Raw genomic sequence first — 18205 nt, 5'->3', positions numbered from 1 at the left:
TGAGATGACCATTGCAGACATTCGCAGTGCGACCGACGCGAAGATGAACCAGTCGCTCGCCGCCTTCCAGAACAACCTCACCAAGATCCGCACGGGCCGTGCCAACTCGGCGCTGCTCGACTCGATCCACGTCGAGTACTACGGCTCGCAGGTGCCGCTGAGCCAGGTGGCCAACGTGTCGGTGCTCGACTCGCGCACCATCAGCGTTCAGCCCTGGGAAAAGGGCATGGGCGCCAAGATCGAGAAGGCTATCCGCGAAAGCGACCTGGGCCTGAACCCGGCGTCGATGGGCGACCTGATCCGCGTGCCGCTGCCCGCCATGAGCGAAGAGCGCCGCAAGGAAATGACCAAGCTGGTCCGCAACGAAGGCGAAAGCGCCAAGATCGCCACGCGCAACCTGCGCCGCGACGCGAACGAAGCCGTCAAGAAGCTCGTGAAGGACAAGCTGGCCTCGGAAGACGACCAGAAGCGCGCTGAAGGCGACATCCAGAAGGTCACCGACAAGCACATCGCGGAAATCGACCGTCTGGTCGCCGCGAAAGAAGCGGAGATCATGGCCGTTTGAGGCTCCGCATGGCCTCCTCGCCGCAGACGACGCCCCCTCCGCACCACGTTGCCATCGTCATGGATGGCAATGGCCGGTGGGCCACCAAGCGCTTCCTGCCCCGCGTGGCGGGGCACAAGCAGGGCGTGGAGTCGCTGCGGCGCTGCGTCAAGGCCTGCGCCGACCGTGGCGTGGGCGTGCTCACCGTGTTCGCGTTCTCCTCGGAGAACTGGAACCGTCCCCCTGAAGAAGTCTCCGGCCTGATGCAGCTGATGGTCGGGGCGTTGGCGCGCGAAGTGCCGCGCCTCAATGTCGATGGCGTGCGGCTGCATTTCGTGGGCGAACGCGCTGGCCTGTCCGACAAGATGGTGGCCGGCCTGGTGTCGGCCGAGCAGACCACGGCCCACAACACGCGTCTGATTCTCAACATCTGCTTCAACTACGGCGGACGCTGGGACATCGCGCGCGCCGCGGCCAAGCTCGCCGAGCAGGGCTTGCCCATGACCGAGATGAACCTCGATCGCGCCATGGCGCTGGCCCACGTGCCCGACCCCGACCTGTTCATCCGCACGGGTGGCGAGCAGCGGCTGTCGAATTTCCTGCTTTGGCAGAGTGCCTACGCCGAGCTGTTCTTCAGCGACAAGCTGTGGCCCGAGTTCGACGAGGCCGCGCTGGACGAGGCCATCGCCGCGTTCCAGGGCCGCGAGCGTCGTTTCGGCCAGACCTCGGCACAGGTCTCGGCTTCCGCGGCCTGACAACGGCCCGACACCACCTTCCGCATGCTCAAACAACGCATCCTCACGGCGATCGTGCTGCTCGCGATCCTGCTGCCGGCGCTGTTCTACCGAAACCACATTCCCTTCGCCTGCGTGATGCTGGTGCTGATCGGCGCCGCCGCGTGGGAGTGGGGGCGCCTGAACGGCTATGGGCAGGGCATGTCGCTGTTCCTGGGCGCCGAGATGGTGGCGCTGTGCGGGCTGTCGTGGTGGCTGGGGCTGCTGGAGCAGCGCTTGTTCCTCATGTGGTCCCTGGCCAGCGCGGCCTGGGTGCTCGGCGGCGCGGCGCTGCTGCGCGTCGCAGTGCCCGGCTGGCCGCGCATTCCGCGCGGACTGCGGCTGGTGGGCGGCCTGCTGGCGCTGTGGGTCGCATGGCTCGCGGCGGTGCAGGCACGCATGGTCGGCATCAACTTCCTGCTGTCGATCCTGGTGCTGGTCTGGGTGGCGGACGTGTTCGCCTATTTCGCCGGCCGCGCCTTCGGCCTGAAGTTCACGCGCGCCAAGCTGGCGCCGGCCATCAGTCCCGGCAAGAGCTGGGAAGGTGTCTGGGGCGGCATGGCCGGCGTCATCGTGCTGGCGTTCGCCTGGGTCTGGGCCGACAAGAGCCTGGGCGCCACGGTGCCCAGCCTCTACACCCGCCTGCATGAGCGCGGCTGGTGGCTGCTGTTGATCGGGGCGGTGTTCCTGGCGGCGATGAGCGTCGTCGGCGACCTCGTTGAATCGCTGATCAAGCGCAGCGCCGGCGCCAAGGACAGCAGCCGGCTGCTGCCCGGCCACGGCGGCGTGCTCGACCGCGTGGATGCCCTCTTGCCGGCACTTCCCATTGCCATGATGCTGGCTTTCCTGTGAACACTCCCAAACAACGTGTCACGGTGCTTGGCTCGACCGGTTCGGTCGGTGTCAGCACGCTCGACGTCATTGCCCGTCACCCCGAACGCTTCGAGGTGTTTGCGCTCTCGGCGGCCACCAAGGTCGACGAGCTGCTGGCCCAATGCGCGCGCTTCTCGCCGCGCTTCGCCGTCATGGCCAGTGCGCCGCATGCCGCGCTGCTGGCCGAAAAGCTCAAGCAGAACAACCTGCCGACCCGCGTCCTGATGGGCGACGATGCTCTCGAAAAAATAGCGTCGGATGACGAAGTCGACGCCGTGATGGCCGCCATCGTCGGTGCTGCCGGCCTGGCGCCGTGCCTGGCCGCCGCGCGCGCCGGCAAGCGCCTGCTGCTGGCCAACAAGGAAGCGCTGGTCGTCGGTGGCGAGCTGTTCATGCGCACGGTGCAGGAGGGCGGCGCCACGCTGCTGCCCATCGACAGCGAGCATTCGGCCATCTTTCAGTCGCTGCCCGAAGACCCGTCCACCTGGGCGCGGCGCATCGACAAGATCATCCTGACCGCCTCGGGCGGCCCGTTCCGCACCCGGGCACCCGACACGCTGGGCGCCGTGACGCCCGAGCAGGCCTGTGCGCACCCGAACTGGGTCATGGGCCGCAAGATCTCGGTCGACTCGGCCACGATGATGAACAAGGCGCTCGAGGTGATCGAGGCGCGACACCTGTTCGGCGTGTCGCCGGAGCAGATCGAGGTCGTCATCCACCCGCAGAGCGTGGTCCATTCGATGGTGCAGTTCACCGACGCCTCGGTCATCGCGCAGCTCGGCACGCCCGACATGCGCGTGCCGATCGCGGTCGGGCTGGCCTGGCCGGAGCGCGTCGAGAGCGGGGCGGCACGGCTCGATTTCCGCCAGATGGGCTCGCTGACCTTCGACGCGCCCGATCCCGCGCTGTTCCCCGGCCTGGGCCTGGCGTGGCAGGCCTTGCGCGCCGCGTCGGGCACCACGGCGGTGCTGAACGCGGCCAACGAGGTGGCTGTGGCCGCCTTTCTCGATCGGCGCCTGCGTTTCGATCGCATTCATGCGGTCAACCTGGAAACTTTGGAGGCGGTCATGCCCTCCAAGCCGGCATCGCTGGCCGACCTGCTGGCGCTCGACGCCAGCGCCCGCGAGGCGGCCAATGCCGCCGCGGCACGTTTCGCGGCCTGATTCCCTACAGCGCAGAGGACCCCGATGCTCACCGTCATAGCTTTTGTGGTCGCTCTCGGCGTCCTCATCGCGGTCCACGAATACGGCCACTACCGCGTGGCCGTGGCCTGCGGCGTCAAGGTGGAGCGCTTCTCGGTCGGCTTCGGCAAGGCCCTCCTGCGCTGGCAGCCCAAGCACCAGCATCCGGGGCAGCAGACCGAGTTCGTGATCGGCGCCTTTCCCTTTGGCGGCTACGTCAAGATGCTCGATGAGCGCGAAGGCCCCGTGGCGCCCGAGGAGCGGCACCGCGCCTTCAACACCCAGCCGCTGCGCTCGCGTGCGGCCATCGTGGCCGCCGGCCCGATCGCCAACCTGCTGCTGGCGGTCGTTCTGTACACGGCCGTCAACTGGATCGGCGTCGACGAGCCTGTGGCCAAGCTGGCCCGGCCGGTGGCGGCGTCGCTGGCCGAGGCGGCCGGCCTGCGTGGCGGCGAACACATCACCCAGGCCGGGTTTGACGGCGACCTGTCGCCGGTCCAGTCTTTCGAAGACCTGCGCTGGCGCATGACGCGCGGCGCGCTCGACGGCCGCGACCTCACGCTCGAAGTGGCGGGCGAGGGCGGTCGGCCCGGCCGCCAGCTGGTCCTGCCGCTGAGCCGTATGGAGGCCAAGGACGCCGATCCGCAGATGTTCCGCAAGATCGGCGTGGTCGCGCCGCTGACCCGTCCCGAGATCGGCGAGGTCATGGCCGGCAGCGCGGCGGAGCGGTCGGGCCTTCGCAACGGCGACCTGGTCCTGGCCATCGGCGACACCCCCATCCTCGACGGACAGCAGCTGCGCGAAGTCATTCGCGCCTCGCTCGATGCCACCGGCCAGGCGCGCACGCAGACCTGGCAGCTCCAGCGCGGCGGCCAGCCGCTCTCGCTCGAAGTCAAGCCGGAAGTGCGCGAAGAGGGCGCCGCCAAGGTCGCGCGCATCGGCGCGTACGTCGGCGCGCCGCCTGAGATGGTCACGGTGCGCCAGGGCGTGATCGACGGCGTCTGGCGCGGCGTGGTGCGCACCTGGGAGGTGTCCGCGCTCACGGTTCGCATGATGGGCAAGATGCTGATCGGCGAGGCCTCGATCAAGAACCTGAGCGGTCCCTTAACAATTGCTGATTACGCCGGCAAGTCCGCCAGCCTCGGTCTGACGCAGTACCTGGTCTTTCTCGCGCTCATCAGCGTGAGCCTCGGGGTGCTCAACCTGATGCCGCTGCCGGTCCTCGATGGGGGGCACCTGATGTATTATCTTTGGGAGGGCCTGACCGGGAAAAGCGTCTCCGACGCCTGGATGGAACGGCTGCAGCGTGGCGGTGTCGCCTTGCTGCTGGTGATGATGTCGGTCGCACTCTTCAACGACGTCACGCGGCTCTTTGGTTAACTTTCTGCCGGCCCTTTCCGTGCCGGCCCAATTCACAGATGAACACAAACTTCAGTCGCTTTCGCCTGCGTAGCGTTGCCGCGGTGGTGGCCAGCACGCTGGCGGCCACGGCCGCTTGGGCCGTCGAGCCTTTCACGGTGCGCGATATCCGCGTCGAAGGCTTGCAACGCGTCGAGGCCGGCACGATCTTCGGGTCGCTGCCCCTGCGTGTGGGCGACACCTACAGCGACGAACGCGGCTCGGCCGCGATCCGCGCGCTGTTCGACCTGGGGTTGTTCAAGGACGTGCGTATCGACGTCAACGGCAACGTGCTGGTGGTGATCGTCGAAGAGCGGCCCACCATCGCCGACGTCGACTTCGTCGGCGCCAAGGAATTCGACAAGGCGGCGCTGCAGAAGGCGCTGCGTGAAATCGGACTGGCCGACGGCCGCCCGTACGACAAGGCGCTGGCCGACCGCGCCGAGCAGGAGCTCAAGCGCCAATACGTGAGCCGCAGCCTGTACAACGCGAACGTCGTGACCACCGTCACGCCCATCGAGCGCAACCGCGTGAACCTGACGTTCACCGTGACCGAAGGCGAATCCGCCCGCATCCGCGAAGTGCACGTGGTCGGCAACAAGGCCTTCAGCGAATCGACGCTGCTGAGCCTGTTCGACCAGGACAGCGGCGGCTTCATGAGCTGGTACACCAAGTCGAACCAGTACTCGCGCGCCAAGCTCAATGCCGACCTCGAGACGCTGAAGAGCTACTACATCACCCGCGGCTACCTCGAGTTCCGCATCGATTCGACCCAGGTCGCCATTTCGCCGGACCGCAAGGACCTGAGCGTCACGGTGAACATCACCGAAGGCGAGAAGTTCGTGGTGGCGGGCATCAAGCTCGACGGCAACTACCTGGGCCGCGACGACGAGTTCAAGTCGCTCATCACGATCAAGCCCGGCGAGCCCTACAACGGCGAGCAGGTCACCGAGACCACCAAGGCCTTCAGCGACTACTTCGGCACCTTCGGCTACGCCTTCGCCCGCGTGCAGGCGCGTCCGGACATCGACCGTGTGAACAACCGCGTCACGCTCACGCTGCAGGCCGAGCCCTCGCGCCGCGTGTACGTGCGCCGCGTGTCGGTCGGCGGCAACAACAAGACGCGCGACGAAGTGATCCGCCGCGAGTTCCGCCAGTTCGAAGCCTCGTGGTACGACGGCGACAAGATCAAGGTCTCGCGCGACCGCGTGGACCGCCTGGGCTTCTTCACCGAAGTGAACGTCGAGACCCAGGAAGTGCCCGGCTCGCCCGACCAGGTCGACCTGACCGTCAACGTGGCCGAAAAGCCCACCGGCACGCTGCAGCTGGGCGCCGGCTACTCGAGCGCGGAAAAGGTCGCGCTGACCTTCGGCATCTCGCAGGAGAACGTGTTCGGCTCGGGCAACTTCCTGGGCGTGCAGGTCAACACCAGCAAGTACAACCGCACGCTGTCGCTGACGACCACCGACCCGTACTTCACGAAGGACGGCATCTCGCGCACGATCAGCGTGTACCACACGACGACGCGTCCGTACTCCACGAACGAAGACGGCGACTACAAGCTGGTGAACCAGGGCGCCTCGATCCGTTTCGGCGTGCCGTTCAGCGAACTCGACACCGTCTTCTTCGGCGTCGGCCTGGAGCGCTACGCGTTCGACCCGAACCGCTCGGCGCTCGCCGGCCTCACCACGCCGCAGTCGTACCTGAACTACTTCCATTGCGGCAAGGACGCGACCGGCTGGTTCGTCACCAGCTGCGACCAGAAGAGCGTCTGGGGCATCCCGCTGACCGTGGGCTGGGGCCGCGACAGCCGCGACAGCGCGCTGGTCCCGACCACCGGCCGTCTGCAGCGCGCCAACCTCGAGCTGGGCGTGGGCGGGGACATGAAGTACCTGAAGACCAGCTACCAATACCAGCAGTTCTTCGCGATCAACAAGCAGTACACCTTCGCCATCAACGGCGAAGTGGGTTATGCCAAGGCCTTCGGTGGCAAGGTCTACCCGATCTTCAAGAACTTCTACGCCGGTGGCCTGGGTTCGATCCGCGGTTTCGAGCAGAACTCGCTGGGCCCGCGCGACCAGCCGCTGCTCGGCCAGACCGAAGGCGCGGCACTGGGCGGTACCAAGAAGGCCATCTTCAACGCCGAGCTGAGCACGCCGTTCCCCGGCGCCGGCAACGACCGCACGCTGCGCCTGTACGGCTTCTTCGACGTCGGTAACGTGTTCGGTTCCCGCGCACCCAACGTGACGGACGAACAGTGGAAGGCCCAGAAGAAGCTGCGCGCCTCGGTCGGCCTGGGCATCAGCTGGATCTCGCCGCTGGGCCCGCTGCGCCTGGCCTATGCCTTCCCCGTCAAGTCCCAGAAGGAAGTGACGGATCCGAGCACCGGGTTCGTCGTGATCCCGAAGGATAGAATTCAGCGCCTCCAATTCCAGATCGGAACGTCTTTCTAAATGAAGCATTTGATTCGCGCCGCCGCCGGCGCGTTCCTGATTCCCGCTTTTGCCCTCATGGCTGCGCCCGCGCAGGCCCAGGAAAGCTTTCGCATCGGTTTCGTGAACCCCGACCGTGTCCTGCGTGAAGCGCAGCCGGCCAAGACCGCGCAAGCCAAGCTCGAGGCTGAATTCCTCAAGCGCGAAAAGGACCTGACCGTGCAGGGCGATGCGCTGAAGACGGCCTCTGAGAAGTTCGAGCGCGAGGCGCCGACCCTGTCGGAAAGCCAGCGCGTCTCGCGCCAGCGTTCGCTGGTCGACCAGGACCGCGACTTCCAGCGCAAGCGCCGCGAGTTCCAGGAAGACCTGAACGCGCGCAAGAACGAAGAGCTCCAGCAGGTCTACGAGCGCGCCAACCGCGTGGTCAAGCAGGTCGCCGAAGCTGAAAAGTACGACGCCATCCTCCAGGAAGCGATCTACATCAACCCGAAGCACGACATCACCGACAAGGTGATCAAGGCGCTCAACGCGTCGGTCGGCTCCTCTGCGCCTGCGGCCGGCAAGTAACGCCGCGAACCGGCGTGTCGCTGCAGCTCGGAGCCATCGTTGACGCCCTCGGGGGCGAGCTTCATGGAGATGCCACGCTGTCCATCGAGCGGCTCGCGCCGCTGCAGAATGCGCAGCCCGATGCGCTCAGCTTCCTGAGCCATCCCAAATACCAGCAGGAACTGGCCGCCTCCAAGGCGGCCTGTGTCATCGTGTCGCCCGCCATGCGCGAGGCTGCCGCGGCGCGTGGCGCCTACATCGTCACGCCCGACCCGTACTACTACTTTGCGCGCCTGACGCAGCTGTGGAAAGCGCACCATGCGCGCCCGGAAGCCGATCGCATCCATCCCTCCGCCGTGATCCATCCCGAAGCCCATGTCGACGCCACCGCGCGCATCGGCGCGCTGTGCGTGGTGGAGCGGGGCGCGCGCATCGGCGCGGGCACCGTGCTGAAGTCGCGCGTCACGGTCAGCGAAGACTGCACCATCGGCGAGCGCTGCCTGCTGCATCCCGGCGTGGTGATCGGGGCCGACGGCTTCGGCCTCGCGCCGCGCCAGGGCGCCTGGGTCAAGATCGAGCAGCTGGGCGCGGTGCGCATCGGCAACGACGTCGAGATCGGTGCCAACACCTGCATCGACCGCGGCGCGCTCGACGACACCGTCATCGAAGACGGCGTGAAGCTCGACAACCTGATCCAAATCGGCCACAACGTGCGCGTCGGCAAGCACACCGCCATGGCGGGCTGCGTCGGCGTGGCCGGCAGCGCCACCATCGGGGCCCACTGCACCTTCGGCGGCGGCGCCATCGTGCTGGGTCACCTCACGGTGGCCGACGGCGTGCACGTGTCGGCGGCGACCGTGGTGACGCGCTCCATCCGCAAGGCCGGCCAGTACACCGGCATGTTTCCGATCGATGACAATGCGAACTGGGAAAAGAATGCGGCAACACTCAAGCAGTTGCACAGCCTGCGCGAACGACTGAAGGCGCTGGAAAAAGCCCCCTCGAAACAATGACGACGATGCAGGAACAGAACACCATGACGGACACGACGCTCGATATCCACCAAATTCTCAAGTTGCTGCCGCATCGCTACCCGTTTCTCCTGGTGGACCGGGTGTTGAGCATGGAGAAGGGCAAGCGCATCACGGCGCTCAAGAACGTGACGATGAACGAGCCCTTCTTCAACGGCCACTTCCCGCACCGTCCGGTGATGCCGGGCGTGCTGATGCTCGAAGCCATGGCGCAGGCCGCGGCGCTGCTGTCGTTCCGCTCGCTGGACATCGTGCCCGACGACAACACGGTCTACTACTTTGCAGCCATCGACGGCGCGCGCTTCAAGCGCCCCGTGGAGCCAGGCGACCAGCTCACGCTGGAAGTCGAGATCGAGCGCATGAAGGCCGGCATCTCGAAGTTCAAGGGCCGTGCGCTCGTGGGCAGCGAACTGGCGTGCGAAGCCTCGCTGATGTGCGCCATGCGCCAGATCAACAGCTGATCCGGCTCATCGTCTCTTGCAAGGCATGACCCAGGTTCATTCGACCGCGATCGTCGACCCGAAGGCCCAGCTCGACGCCTCGGTGTCGGTCGGTCCCTACACCGTGATCGGCCCGCACGTGCGGATCGGCGCGGGCACCACCATCGGCGCGCATTGCGTGATCGAAGGGCGCACGACCATCGGGCGCGACAACAGGATCTTCCAGTTCTCGTCGCTCGGTGCGATCCCGCAAGACAAGAAGTACGCGGGCGAGCCGACCGAGCTGACCATCGGTGACCGCAACGTGATCCGCGAGTTCTGCACCTTCAACCTCGGCGTGCCCGGGGCAGGGGGCATCACGCGTGTCGGCAACGACAACTGGATCATGGCGTACACGCACATCGCGCACGACTGCCGGGTCGACAACCACACGACGCTGTCCAACAACACCACGCTGGCCGGGCACGTGCATCTGGCCGACTGGGTCACGATCGGCGGCCTGACGGGCATCCATCAGTTCGTCTCGGTCGGCGCGCACGCCATGGTCGGCTTCGCGAGCGCGATCTCGCAGGACGTGCCGCCGTTCATGCTGGTCGACGGCAATCCGCTGGCGGTTCGCGGGTTCAACATCGTGGGCCTGCGCCGGCGCGATTTCTCGGCGCAGCGGCTCGCGGCGGTCAAGCAGATGCACCGCCTGCTGTACCGCCAGGGCAAGACGCTCGAAGAGGCGCGTGCCGCCATCGCCGAGCTCGCGGCGGAAATGCCCGAGGCCGCCGGCGATGTCGCGCTGATGGAGGCCTTCCTCGCTCATTCAACGCGCGGCATCGCGCGCTGACATGGGCGCGATGAGCACGAACGAACAGCGCCGCTTCGCGCTGGTCGCGGGCGAAGCGTCCGGCGACCTGCTCGCGGGTTTGCTGCTCGACGGCCTCGAAGCCCGCTGGCCGGCCTTGCAGACCGTCGGCATCGGCGGTCCGCGCATGCTGGCCCACGGCTTCCAGAGCTGGTGGCCGCAGGAAAAGCTGGCCGTGCGCGGCTACATCGAGGTGCTTCGGCACTACGCCGAGATCGCCGGTATCCGCCGCCAGCTCAAGGCCCGACTGCTGCGCGAGCGCCCCGAGCTGTTCATCGGTGTCGACGCGCCCGATTTCAATCTCGACCTCGAAGCCGGCCTGCGCAGCGAGGGCATCAAGACGGTTCATTTCGTCTGTCCCTCGATCTGGGCCTGGCGCGCCGACCGCATCGACAAGATCCGCGCCGCCGCCGACCACGTGCTGTGCATCTTCCCGTTCGAGCCCGAATTGCTCGAAAAGCAGGGCGTGGCCGCGAGCTATGTGGGCCATCCGATTGCCAACGTGATCCCGATGACGCCCGACCGCGCCGCCGCCCGCGCTGCGCTGGGGCTGGACCCCGAGGCGCAGGTCGTCGCGCTGCTGCCCGGCAGCCGCCGCTCCGAGATCCGCTACCTCGCGGCCCGCTTCTTCGCGGCCGCGGCGCTGATGCAGAAGGCCAAGCCGAAGCTGCAGTTCATCGCGCCGATCCTGCCGGGGTTGCGCACCGAGGTCGAAAGCCTGCTGCAGGCCGCCGGCATGGCAGGGCGGGTGAAACTGCTCGACGGCCAGTCGCATGCCGCGCTCGCCGCCTGCGACGTCACGCTGATCGCCAGCGGCACGGCCACGCTCGAGGCGGCGCTGTTCAAGCGGCCGATGGTCATCGCGTACAACATGAACGGGCTCTCGTGGCGCCTCATGCAGCGCAAGCAGCTGCAGCCCTGGGTCGGGCTGCCGAACATCCTGTGCCGCGAGTTCGTGGTGCCTGAGCTGCTGCAGGAAGCCGCCTCGCCCGAGGCCCTGGCCAACGCCACGCTCGAGTGGCTCGACGCGCCCGCGAAGACGCAGGCGCTGCAACAAAGATTTTCAGCGCTGCATGTGCAATTGCAGCGCGACACGCCCACACTGTGCGCCGATGCGATCCAGAAAGTTCTTGAAGGCTGAGCAGGCCCCACTGGTGTGGGACGCGCCCGGCCTGATGGCGGGCGTCGACGAGGCAGGGCGCGGACCGCTGGCCGGCCCCGTCGTGGCCGCGGCCGTGATCCTCGACGACCTGCGCCCGATCCGTGGCCTGGCCGACTCCAAGACGCTCACGGCCCTGCAGCGCGAACGCCTGCACGACCAGATCCTGGCCAAGGCGCTGTGCTGCTCGATCGCCCAGGCCTCGGTCGAGGAGATCGACAGCCTCAACATCCTGCAGGCCACCATGCTCGCGATGCGCCGCGCGGTCGAAGGCCTGCGGCTCAAGCCCGTCAAGGTGCTGGTGGACGGCAACCGGCTGCCCCGGCTCGACGTGCTGGCCGAGGCCATCGTCAAGGGCGACGCGCGGGTCAAGGCGATTTCGGCCGCGTCCATCCTGGCCAAGGTGCACCGCGACCGGCTCTGCACGCAACTGCACGACGAATTCCCGCACTACGGCTTCGCTGGCCACAAGGGCTATGGCACGCGTGAGCACCTCGAGGCGCTCCAGCGTCACGGGGCCTGCGTGCATCACCGGCGGTCGTTCAGCCCGGTGGCGGCGGCGCTGGCGCGCACGGCCGCTGCAACGTCAGGCGTCAACGTCATGGCCGGCGAGGTTTCGGTCGCCCACGTGATCGGCGCCGCCGAAAACCACAGCGCACGCCTCGATCCGCGCGCCGCCCCCTGAGCCCGCCATGACAACCGACGCCGGCCCGAGCCACATCAGCTCGCGCGACAACCCCTTGCTCAAGGATTTGCGCAAGCTCGCGCAAGACCCGGGCGCCTATCGCAAGCTCGGCCGGCTCTGGCTCGAAGGCGATCACCTGTGCCGCGCGGCGCTGGCCCGCGGCGTCCGGCCGGCGGTGGCGGTGTTTTCGGAAGCGTTCTGGCCCTCGGCTCCCGCCGAATGGGTACAGAGTGCTATCAAAACGGTAGTGGTCGCCGACGATCTGCTGCGCGCAGTGAGTGGCCTGGAGTCGCCCGCGCCGATGGGCTTCGTGCTCGATCTGCCACCGCGGCCCGAAATCCTGCCCGACGCGCCGAGCGTGGTGCTCGACCGCCTGCAGGACGCCGGCAATGCCGGCTCCATCCTGCGCAGCGCGGCGGCTTTCGGCTTCACCCAGGTGATCGCGCTCAAGGGCACGGCCGCGCTGTGGGCGCCGAAGGTGCTGCGCGCCGGCATGGGGGCCCACTTTGGCCTGCGGCTGGTCGAAGGCGTGGACATCGACGCGCTCGATGCGCTGCAGGTGCCGCTGGTGGCCACCAGCTCGCACCGGGGCGAATGGCTGCACAAGGCCGATCTGCCGCACCCCTGTGCCTGGCTGATGGGCCACGAAGGGCAGGGCGTTTCGGCCGCGCTGGAAGCCCGGGCCGCCCACCACATCCGCATTGCGCAACCGGGCGGCGAGGAGTCGCTCAACGTGGCGGCGGCGGCCGCCATCTGCCTGCACGCAAGCGGAGCAGCCCTGCAGGCCAAATAACACACCCAGTCCGAGCTACAATCGGGGGCTTACTCGCAAATCAGCGTCGCCCGGCCGCCTTCAACGCCAAAATCCCCTTAAGCAGCAGTCCGCAGGCAACGCGCCTGGGGCTCCGGGCGACCGTAACCATCCGGAGAACCCAGTGCTTTTGTCTCTCAAGGGAAGTTTCCCGCCCGCCATCCTGGCGCTCGCAGACGGCACGGTCTTTCTCGGCAACTCGATCGGAGCCGCCGGCTCCACGACCGGTGAAGTGGTGTTCAACACTGCCATGACCGGTTACCAGGAAATCCTCACCGACCCCAGCTACTGCCAGCAGATCGTCACCCTGACGTATCCGCACATCGGCAACTATGGTGTCAACGGCGAGGACATCGAAGCCGACAAGATCCATGCCGCGGGCCTGATCATCAAGGACCTGCCCCTCGTCGCGTCCAACTTCCGCAAGACCGCCACGCTGACCGAGTACCTCGTGTCCGGCAACACGGTGGCCATCGCGAACATCGACACCCGCAAGCTCACGCGCCACCTGCGCACCCACGGCGCGCAGAACGGCTGCATCCTGGGCCTGGCCGCGGGCGAGACCGTGACGCAGACGCTGATCGACAAGGCCATCGCCGCCGCCAAGGCCGCGCCCAGCATGGCCGGCCTCGACCTGGCCAAGGTGGTGTCGGTCAAGCAGACCTACGAATGGACCGAGACCGAGTGGAAGCTCGGCGCGGGCTACGGCGTGCAGATCACGCCGCAGTTCCACGTGGTCGCGTTCGACTACGGCGTCAAGAAGAACATCCTGCGCATGATCGCGCAGCGCGGCGCGCGCATCACCGTGGTGCCGGCGCAGACGCCCGCGGCCGACGTGCTCAAGCTCAAGCCCGATGGCATCTTCCTGGCCAACGGCCCCGGCGACCCGCAGCCCTGCGACTACGCCATCAGCGCCGTCAAGGAACTGATCGAAACCGGCATCCCCACCTTCGGCATCTGCCTGGGCCACCAGATCATGGCGCTGGCCTCGGGCGCGAAGACCTTCAAGATGAAGTTCGGCCACCACGGCGCGAACCATCCGGTGAAGGACCTGGACAACGGCCGCGTGAGCATCACCAGCCAGAACCACGGCTTCGCGGTCGACGAGAAGTCGCTGCCGGCCAACCTGCGTCCCACCCATATCAGCCTGTTCGACAACACGCTGCAGGGCCTGGCGCGCACCGACAAGCCCGCGTTCTGCTTCCAGGGCCACCCCGAAGCTTCGCCGGGCCCGCACGACATCGGCTACCTGTTCGATCGCTTCACGGCACTCATGGAAAAGCACAAGACGGAGCACAAGCATGCCTAAGCGCACCGACCTCAAATCGATCCTCATCATCGGCGCCGGCCCGATCATCATCGGCCAGGCCTGCGAGTTCGACTACTCCGGCGTGCAGGCCTGCAAGGCGCTGCGCGAAGAGGGCTACAAGGTCATCCTGATCAACAGCAACCCCGCGACGATCATGACCGACCCGGCCACGGCCGACGTCACCTACATCGAGCCCATCACCTGGCAGACGGTTGAAAAAATCATCGCCAAGGAACGCCCCGACGCGATCCTGCCGACCATGGGCGGCCAGACCGCGCTGAACTGCGCGCTCGACCTGTGGCGCAACGGCGTGCTCGACAAGTACACCGGCACGGCCACGAACCGCCCGATCGAGCTGATCGGCGCCACGCCCGAAGCCATCGACAAGGCCGAGGACCGCCTGAAGTTCAAGGACGCGATGACCAAGATCGGCCTGGGCTCGGCGCGTTCGGGCATCGCCCACACGCTCGACGAAGCGTGGGCCGTGCAGAAGACGGTCGGCTTCCCGGTCGTCATCCGCCCCAGCTTCACGCTGGGCGGCACCGGCGGCGGCATCGCCTACAACCCGGAAGAGTTCGAGACCATCTGCAAGCGCGGCATCGAAGCCTCGCCGACCAACGAGCTGCTGATCGAAGAGTCGCTGCTCGGCTGGAAAGAGTACGAGATGGAAGTCGTGCGCGACAAGGCCGACAACTGCATCATCGTCTGCTCGATCGAAAACCTCGATCCGATGGGCGTGCACACCGGCGACTCGATCACCGTGGCCCCCGCGCAGACGTTGAGCGACAAGGAATACCAGATCCTGCGCAACGCCTCGCTGGCCGTGCTGCGCGAGATCGGCGTCGATACGGGCGGCTCGAACGTGCAGTTCTCCATCAACCCGAAGGATGGCCGCATGGTCGTCATCGAGATGAACCCGCGCGTGTCGCGCTCCTCGGCGCTGGCCTCCAAGGCCACGGGCTTCCCGATCGCCAAGGTCGCGGCCAAGCTGGCCGTGGGCTACACGCTCGACGAGCTGCGCAACGAGATCACCGGTGGCGCCACGCCCGCGTCGTTCGAACCCTCGATCGACTACGTGGTCACCAAGATCCCGCGTTTCGCGTTCGAGAAATTCCCGCAGGCCGACTCGCGCCTCACGACGCAGATGAAGTCGGTGGGCGAGGTGATGGCCATGGGCCGCACTTTCCAGGAATCGTTCCAGAAGGCCCTGCGCGGCCTCGAAGTGGGCGTCGATGGCCTGAACGAGAAGACGCAGGACCGCGAAGTGCTCGAGAAGGAACTGGGCGAGCCCGGTCCCGAGCGCATCTGGTACGTGGGCGACGCCTTCGCCATGGGCCTGAGCGTGGATGAAGTGTTCGCGCTGACCAAGATCGACCCGTGGTTCCTGGTGCAGATCGAAGAGATCGTGAAGATCGAACTCGAGCTGGAAACCAAGTCGCTCGACGACATCGACAAGGACACGCTGCTTGCGCTCAAGAAGAAGGGCTTCTCTGACCGTCGCCTGGCCAAGCAGCTCAAGACCACCGACACGGCCATCCGCGAAAAGCGCCGCGCCCTGGGCGTGCGCCCGGTCTACAAGCGCGTGGACACCTGCGCAGCCGAGTTCGCGACCAACACCGCCTACATGTACTCGACCTACGAGGACGAGTGCGAGGCCGACCCGACGGACAAGAAGAAGATCATGGTGCTCGGCGGCGGTCCCAACCGCATCGGCCAGGGCATCGAGTTCGACTACTGCTGTGTGCACGCCGCGCTCGCCATGCGCGAAGACGGCTACGAGACCATCATGGTCAACTGCAATCCCGAGACCGTGTCGACCGACTACGACACCTCGGACCGCCTGTACTTCGAGCCGTTGACGCTCGAAGACGTGCTCGAGATCGTCGACAAGGAAAAGCCGCTCGGCGTGATCGTGCAGTACGGCGGCCAGACGCCGTTGAAGCTCGCGCTCGACCTCGAAGCCAACGGCGTGCCGATCATCGGGACCTCGCCCGACATGATCGACGCGGCCGAAGACCGTGAGCGCTTCCAGAAGCTGCTGCACGAGTTGGGCCTGCGCCAGCCGCCGAACGCCACCGCGCGCACCGAACCCGAAGCGCTCGAAAAGGCTGCGGCACTGGGCTATCCGCTGGTGGTGCGTCCGAGCTACGTGCTCGGCGGCCGTGCGATGGAAATCGTGCACGAGCAGCGCGACCTCGAGCGCTACATGCGCGAGGCCGTGAAGGTCAGCAACGACTCGCCGGTGCTGCTCGATCGCTTCCTGAACGACGCCGTCGAGTGCGACGTCGACTGCATCCGCGACGCCGAAGGCGGCACGCTGATCGGCGGCGTGATGGAGCACATCGAACAGGCCGGCGTGCACTCGGGCGACTCCGCCTGCTCGCTGCCGCCCTACAGCCTGAACGCCGACACGGTGGCCGAGCTGAAGCGCCAGAGCGCCGCCATGGCCAAGGCGCTGAACGTGGTCGGCCTGATGAACGTGCAGTTCGCCATCCAGCAGAAGGACGGCAAGGACGTCATCTACGTGCTCGAAGTGAACCCGCGTGCGTCGCGCACTGTGCCTTACGTGAGCAAGGCCACGGGCATCCAGCTGGCCAAGGTGGCCGCACGCTGCATGGCCGGCCAGTCGCTCGCGTCGCAGGGCGTGACCAAGGAAGTGACGCCGCCGTACTTCAGCGTGAAGGAAGCCGTGTTCCCGTTCGTCAAGTTCCCGGGCGTGGACACCATCCTCGGCCCCGAGATGAAGTCGACCGGCGAAGTCATGGGCGTGGGCAAGACCTTCGGCGAAGCCTTCGTGAAGTCGCAGCTGGGCGCGGGCACGTTGCTGCCCAAGTCGGGCAAGGCCTTCATTTCGGTGAAGAACAACGACAAGGCACGTGCCGTCGAAGTGGCGCGCGGCCTGGCCAAGCTGGGCTTCGAGCTGGTCGCCACCAAGGGCACCGCCGCGGCCATCAGCGCCGCCGGCATCGCCTGCGAGACGGTCAACAAGGTGACCGAAGGCCGCCCGCACATCGTGGACATGATCAAGAACAACGAGATTGCCTTGGTCATCAACACGGTGGAAGAGCGCCGCAACGCGATCACCGACTCGCGCCAGATCCGCACCTCGGCACTGCTGGCACGCGTGACCACCTTCACCACGATCTTCGGCGCCGAAGCCGCGGTCGAAGGCATGGGCTTCATGGACGAGCTGGGCGTGATCTCGGTGCAGGAGATGCACGCGCAGCTGGCCGCCGCCTGACCGGGCACCGCCATGGAAACGCAGCTGGTCGAACTGGACCTCGCGGACTGGAACGCGGCCACGCCCAACGAGGCGTGGATCGCGGAACTGGAAGCCGGCAAGGTGCTGTACTTCCCGCGGCTGGGCTTCGAGCTGCTGCCCGAAGAGCGCAGCCTGCTGACGCCCAGCCTGCTGTCGCCCGACGTGCGCAACATCAGCCTCGACGCCCACGGCAAGCTCAAGGGCGCCGTGGGTGACGAGGCGGTGCAGCGCGCCGCGGCGGCGATGGTGAAGCGTTTTCGCACGCAGGCGCAGCAGCTCATCCATGGGCTGCTGCCGCACTACACGCCGGCCTTGCGCCTGGCGCCGACCAGCTACAGGCCGGCCCAGGTCGAGACGCGCGTGCAATCGTGGCGCGCCGACGACCGGCGCCTGCACGTCGATGCATTCCCGTCGCGCCCCAACTACGGCGAGCGCATCCTGCGCGTGTTCACCAACGTCAATCCCGACGGCGCACCGCGCGTGTGGCGCGTGGGCGAGCCTTTCGAGGACATCGCCAAGCGCTTCCTGCCACGGGCCAAGCCCTATGCGCGCTGGCAGGCCAAGCTGCTGCAGGCGCTGCACGTCACCAAGTCGTTCCGCAGCGAGTACGACCACCTGATGCTGCAGCTGCACGACGGCATGAAGTCGGACATGGCGTACCAGGAAAACTCGCCCCAGGAAACGGCGAAATTCCCGCCCGGTTCGGTGTGGGTGTGCTTCTCGGACCAGACCTCGCACGCCGTCATGGCGGGCCAGTACATGCTCGAGCAGACCCTTCATCTGGCCGCATCGAAGCAATACAATCCCGAATCGAGCCCGCTCGCCATCCTGAGCCGGCTGACCGGACGCACACTCGTCTGATCAATTCCCTCAATCGACCGCCGAACGGCAGCGTTCGGCGGTTTCGC

The 18205-nt window shown here is 66.9% G+C and carries 16 protein-coding genes; all 16 read left to right on the top strand.

All coding sequences use genetic code 11. The features are described from left to right. The first annotated feature begins 4 nt into the window (after positions 1 to 4). The 16 genes from frr to kdoO all read left to right on the top strand — a co-directional run bounded on the left by frr (position 5) and on the right by kdoO (position 18158). Positions 5 to 565: a ribosome recycling factor gene (gene frr / locus AC1RLW_RS05490; RefSeq protein WP_062471609.1), complete on the top strand. Its 561-nt coding sequence runs from the start codon at positions 5 to 7 to the stop codon at positions 563 to 565. A gap of 8 nt (positions 566 to 573) precedes the next feature. Continuing rightward, on the top strand, positions 574 to 1299 hold the full coding sequence (gene uppS, locus AC1RLW_RS05485) for a polyprenyl diphosphate synthase (RefSeq protein WP_493192430.1): 726 nt from the start codon (positions 574 to 576) through the stop codon (positions 1297 to 1299). A gap of 24 nt (positions 1300 to 1323) precedes the next feature. Continuing rightward, positions 1324 to 2169: a phosphatidate cytidylyltransferase gene (locus tag AC1RLW_RS05480; protein ID WP_070060528.1), complete on the top strand. Its 846-nt coding sequence runs from the start codon at positions 1324 to 1326 to the stop codon at positions 2167 to 2169. Next, positions 2166 to 3353, top strand: coding sequence for a 1-deoxy-D-xylulose-5-phosphate reductoisomerase (ispC, locus tag AC1RLW_RS05475; RefSeq protein ID WP_390344158.1), 1188 nt, complete (start codon positions 2166 to 2168; stop codon positions 3351 to 3353). Before AC1RLW_RS05480 ends, ispC begins: the two co-directional genes overlap by 4 nt. Before the next feature lie 24 nt (positions 3354 to 3377). Continuing rightward, positions 3378 to 4751, top strand: coding sequence for an RIP metalloprotease RseP (gene rseP / locus AC1RLW_RS05470; RefSeq protein WP_493192429.1), 1374 nt, complete (start codon positions 3378 to 3380; stop codon positions 4749 to 4751). Between the two features lie 38 nt (positions 4752 to 4789). Then, positions 4790 to 7222: an outer membrane protein assembly factor BamA gene (gene bamA / locus AC1RLW_RS05465; protein ID WP_062471595.1), complete on the top strand. Its 2433-nt coding sequence runs from the start codon at positions 4790 to 4792 to the stop codon at positions 7220 to 7222. Beyond that, positions 7223 to 7768: an OmpH/Skp family outer membrane protein gene (locus tag AC1RLW_RS05460; RefSeq protein WP_070060531.1), complete on the top strand. Its 546-nt coding sequence runs from the start codon at positions 7223 to 7225 to the stop codon at positions 7766 to 7768. A 14-nt stretch (positions 7769 to 7782) separates the two neighbouring features. Next, on the top strand, positions 7783 to 8760 hold the full coding sequence (gene lpxD / locus AC1RLW_RS05455; RefSeq protein ID WP_493192428.1) for a UDP-3-O-(3-hydroxymyristoyl)glucosamine N-acyltransferase: 978 nt from the start codon (positions 7783 to 7785) through the stop codon (positions 8758 to 8760). A gap of 23 nt (positions 8761 to 8783) precedes the next feature. Continuing rightward, the gene (gene fabZ / locus AC1RLW_RS05450; RefSeq protein ID WP_056582588.1) at positions 8784 to 9239 is read left to right on the top strand and encodes a 3-hydroxyacyl-ACP dehydratase FabZ; all 456 of its coding nucleotides are present in this window, start codon (positions 8784 to 8786) and stop codon (positions 9237 to 9239) included. Between the two features lie 25 nt (positions 9240 to 9264). Continuing rightward, entirely contained in the window at positions 9265 to 10053 is a 789-nt protein-coding gene (lpxA, locus tag AC1RLW_RS05445) for an acyl-ACP--UDP-N-acetylglucosamine O-acyltransferase (protein ID WP_095745191.1), read from the top strand. 10 nt (positions 10054 to 10063) lie between these two features. Continuing rightward, the gene (gene lpxB, locus AC1RLW_RS05440; RefSeq protein ID WP_493192427.1) at positions 10064 to 11212 is read left to right on the top strand and encodes a lipid-A-disaccharide synthase; all 1149 of its coding nucleotides are present in this window, start codon (positions 10064 to 10066) and stop codon (positions 11210 to 11212) included. Beyond that, the gene (gene rnhB, locus AC1RLW_RS05435; RefSeq protein ID WP_062471584.1) at positions 11184 to 11915 is read left to right on the top strand and encodes a ribonuclease HII; all 732 of its coding nucleotides are present in this window, start codon (positions 11184 to 11186) and stop codon (positions 11913 to 11915) included. Before lpxB ends, rnhB begins: the two co-directional genes overlap by 29 nt. Before the next feature lie 7 nt (positions 11916 to 11922). Beyond that, positions 11923 to 12708: a TrmH family RNA methyltransferase gene (locus AC1RLW_RS05430; RefSeq protein WP_493192426.1), complete on the top strand. Its 786-nt coding sequence runs from the start codon at positions 11923 to 11925 to the stop codon at positions 12706 to 12708. A gap of 142 nt (positions 12709 to 12850) precedes the next feature. Continuing rightward, the gene (carA, locus tag AC1RLW_RS05425) at positions 12851 to 14035 is read left to right on the top strand and encodes a glutamine-hydrolyzing carbamoyl-phosphate synthase small subunit (RefSeq protein ID WP_493192425.1); all 1185 of its coding nucleotides are present in this window, start codon (positions 12851 to 12853) and stop codon (positions 14033 to 14035) included. Beyond that, positions 14028 to 17276, top strand: a complete 3249-nt coding sequence (gene carB, locus AC1RLW_RS05420; RefSeq protein ID WP_095745193.1) for a carbamoyl-phosphate synthase large subunit — start codon at positions 14028 to 14030, stop codon at positions 17274 to 17276. The genes carA and carB overlap by 8 nt, the downstream gene beginning before the upstream one ends. 12 nt (positions 17277 to 17288) lie before the next feature. Further along, on the top strand, positions 17289 to 18158 hold the full coding sequence (kdoO, locus tag AC1RLW_RS05415; RefSeq protein ID WP_095947722.1) for a Kdo hydroxylase KdoO: 870 nt from the start codon (positions 17289 to 17291) through the stop codon (positions 18156 to 18158). Positions 18159 to 18205: the final 47 nt, after the last annotated feature.

The organism is Variovorax sp. GW822-FHT04A09, assembly GCF_058801005.1.
Note: the sequence above shows the minus strand (reverse complement) of the source record. Positions and strands in the feature narration are given on the sequence as shown.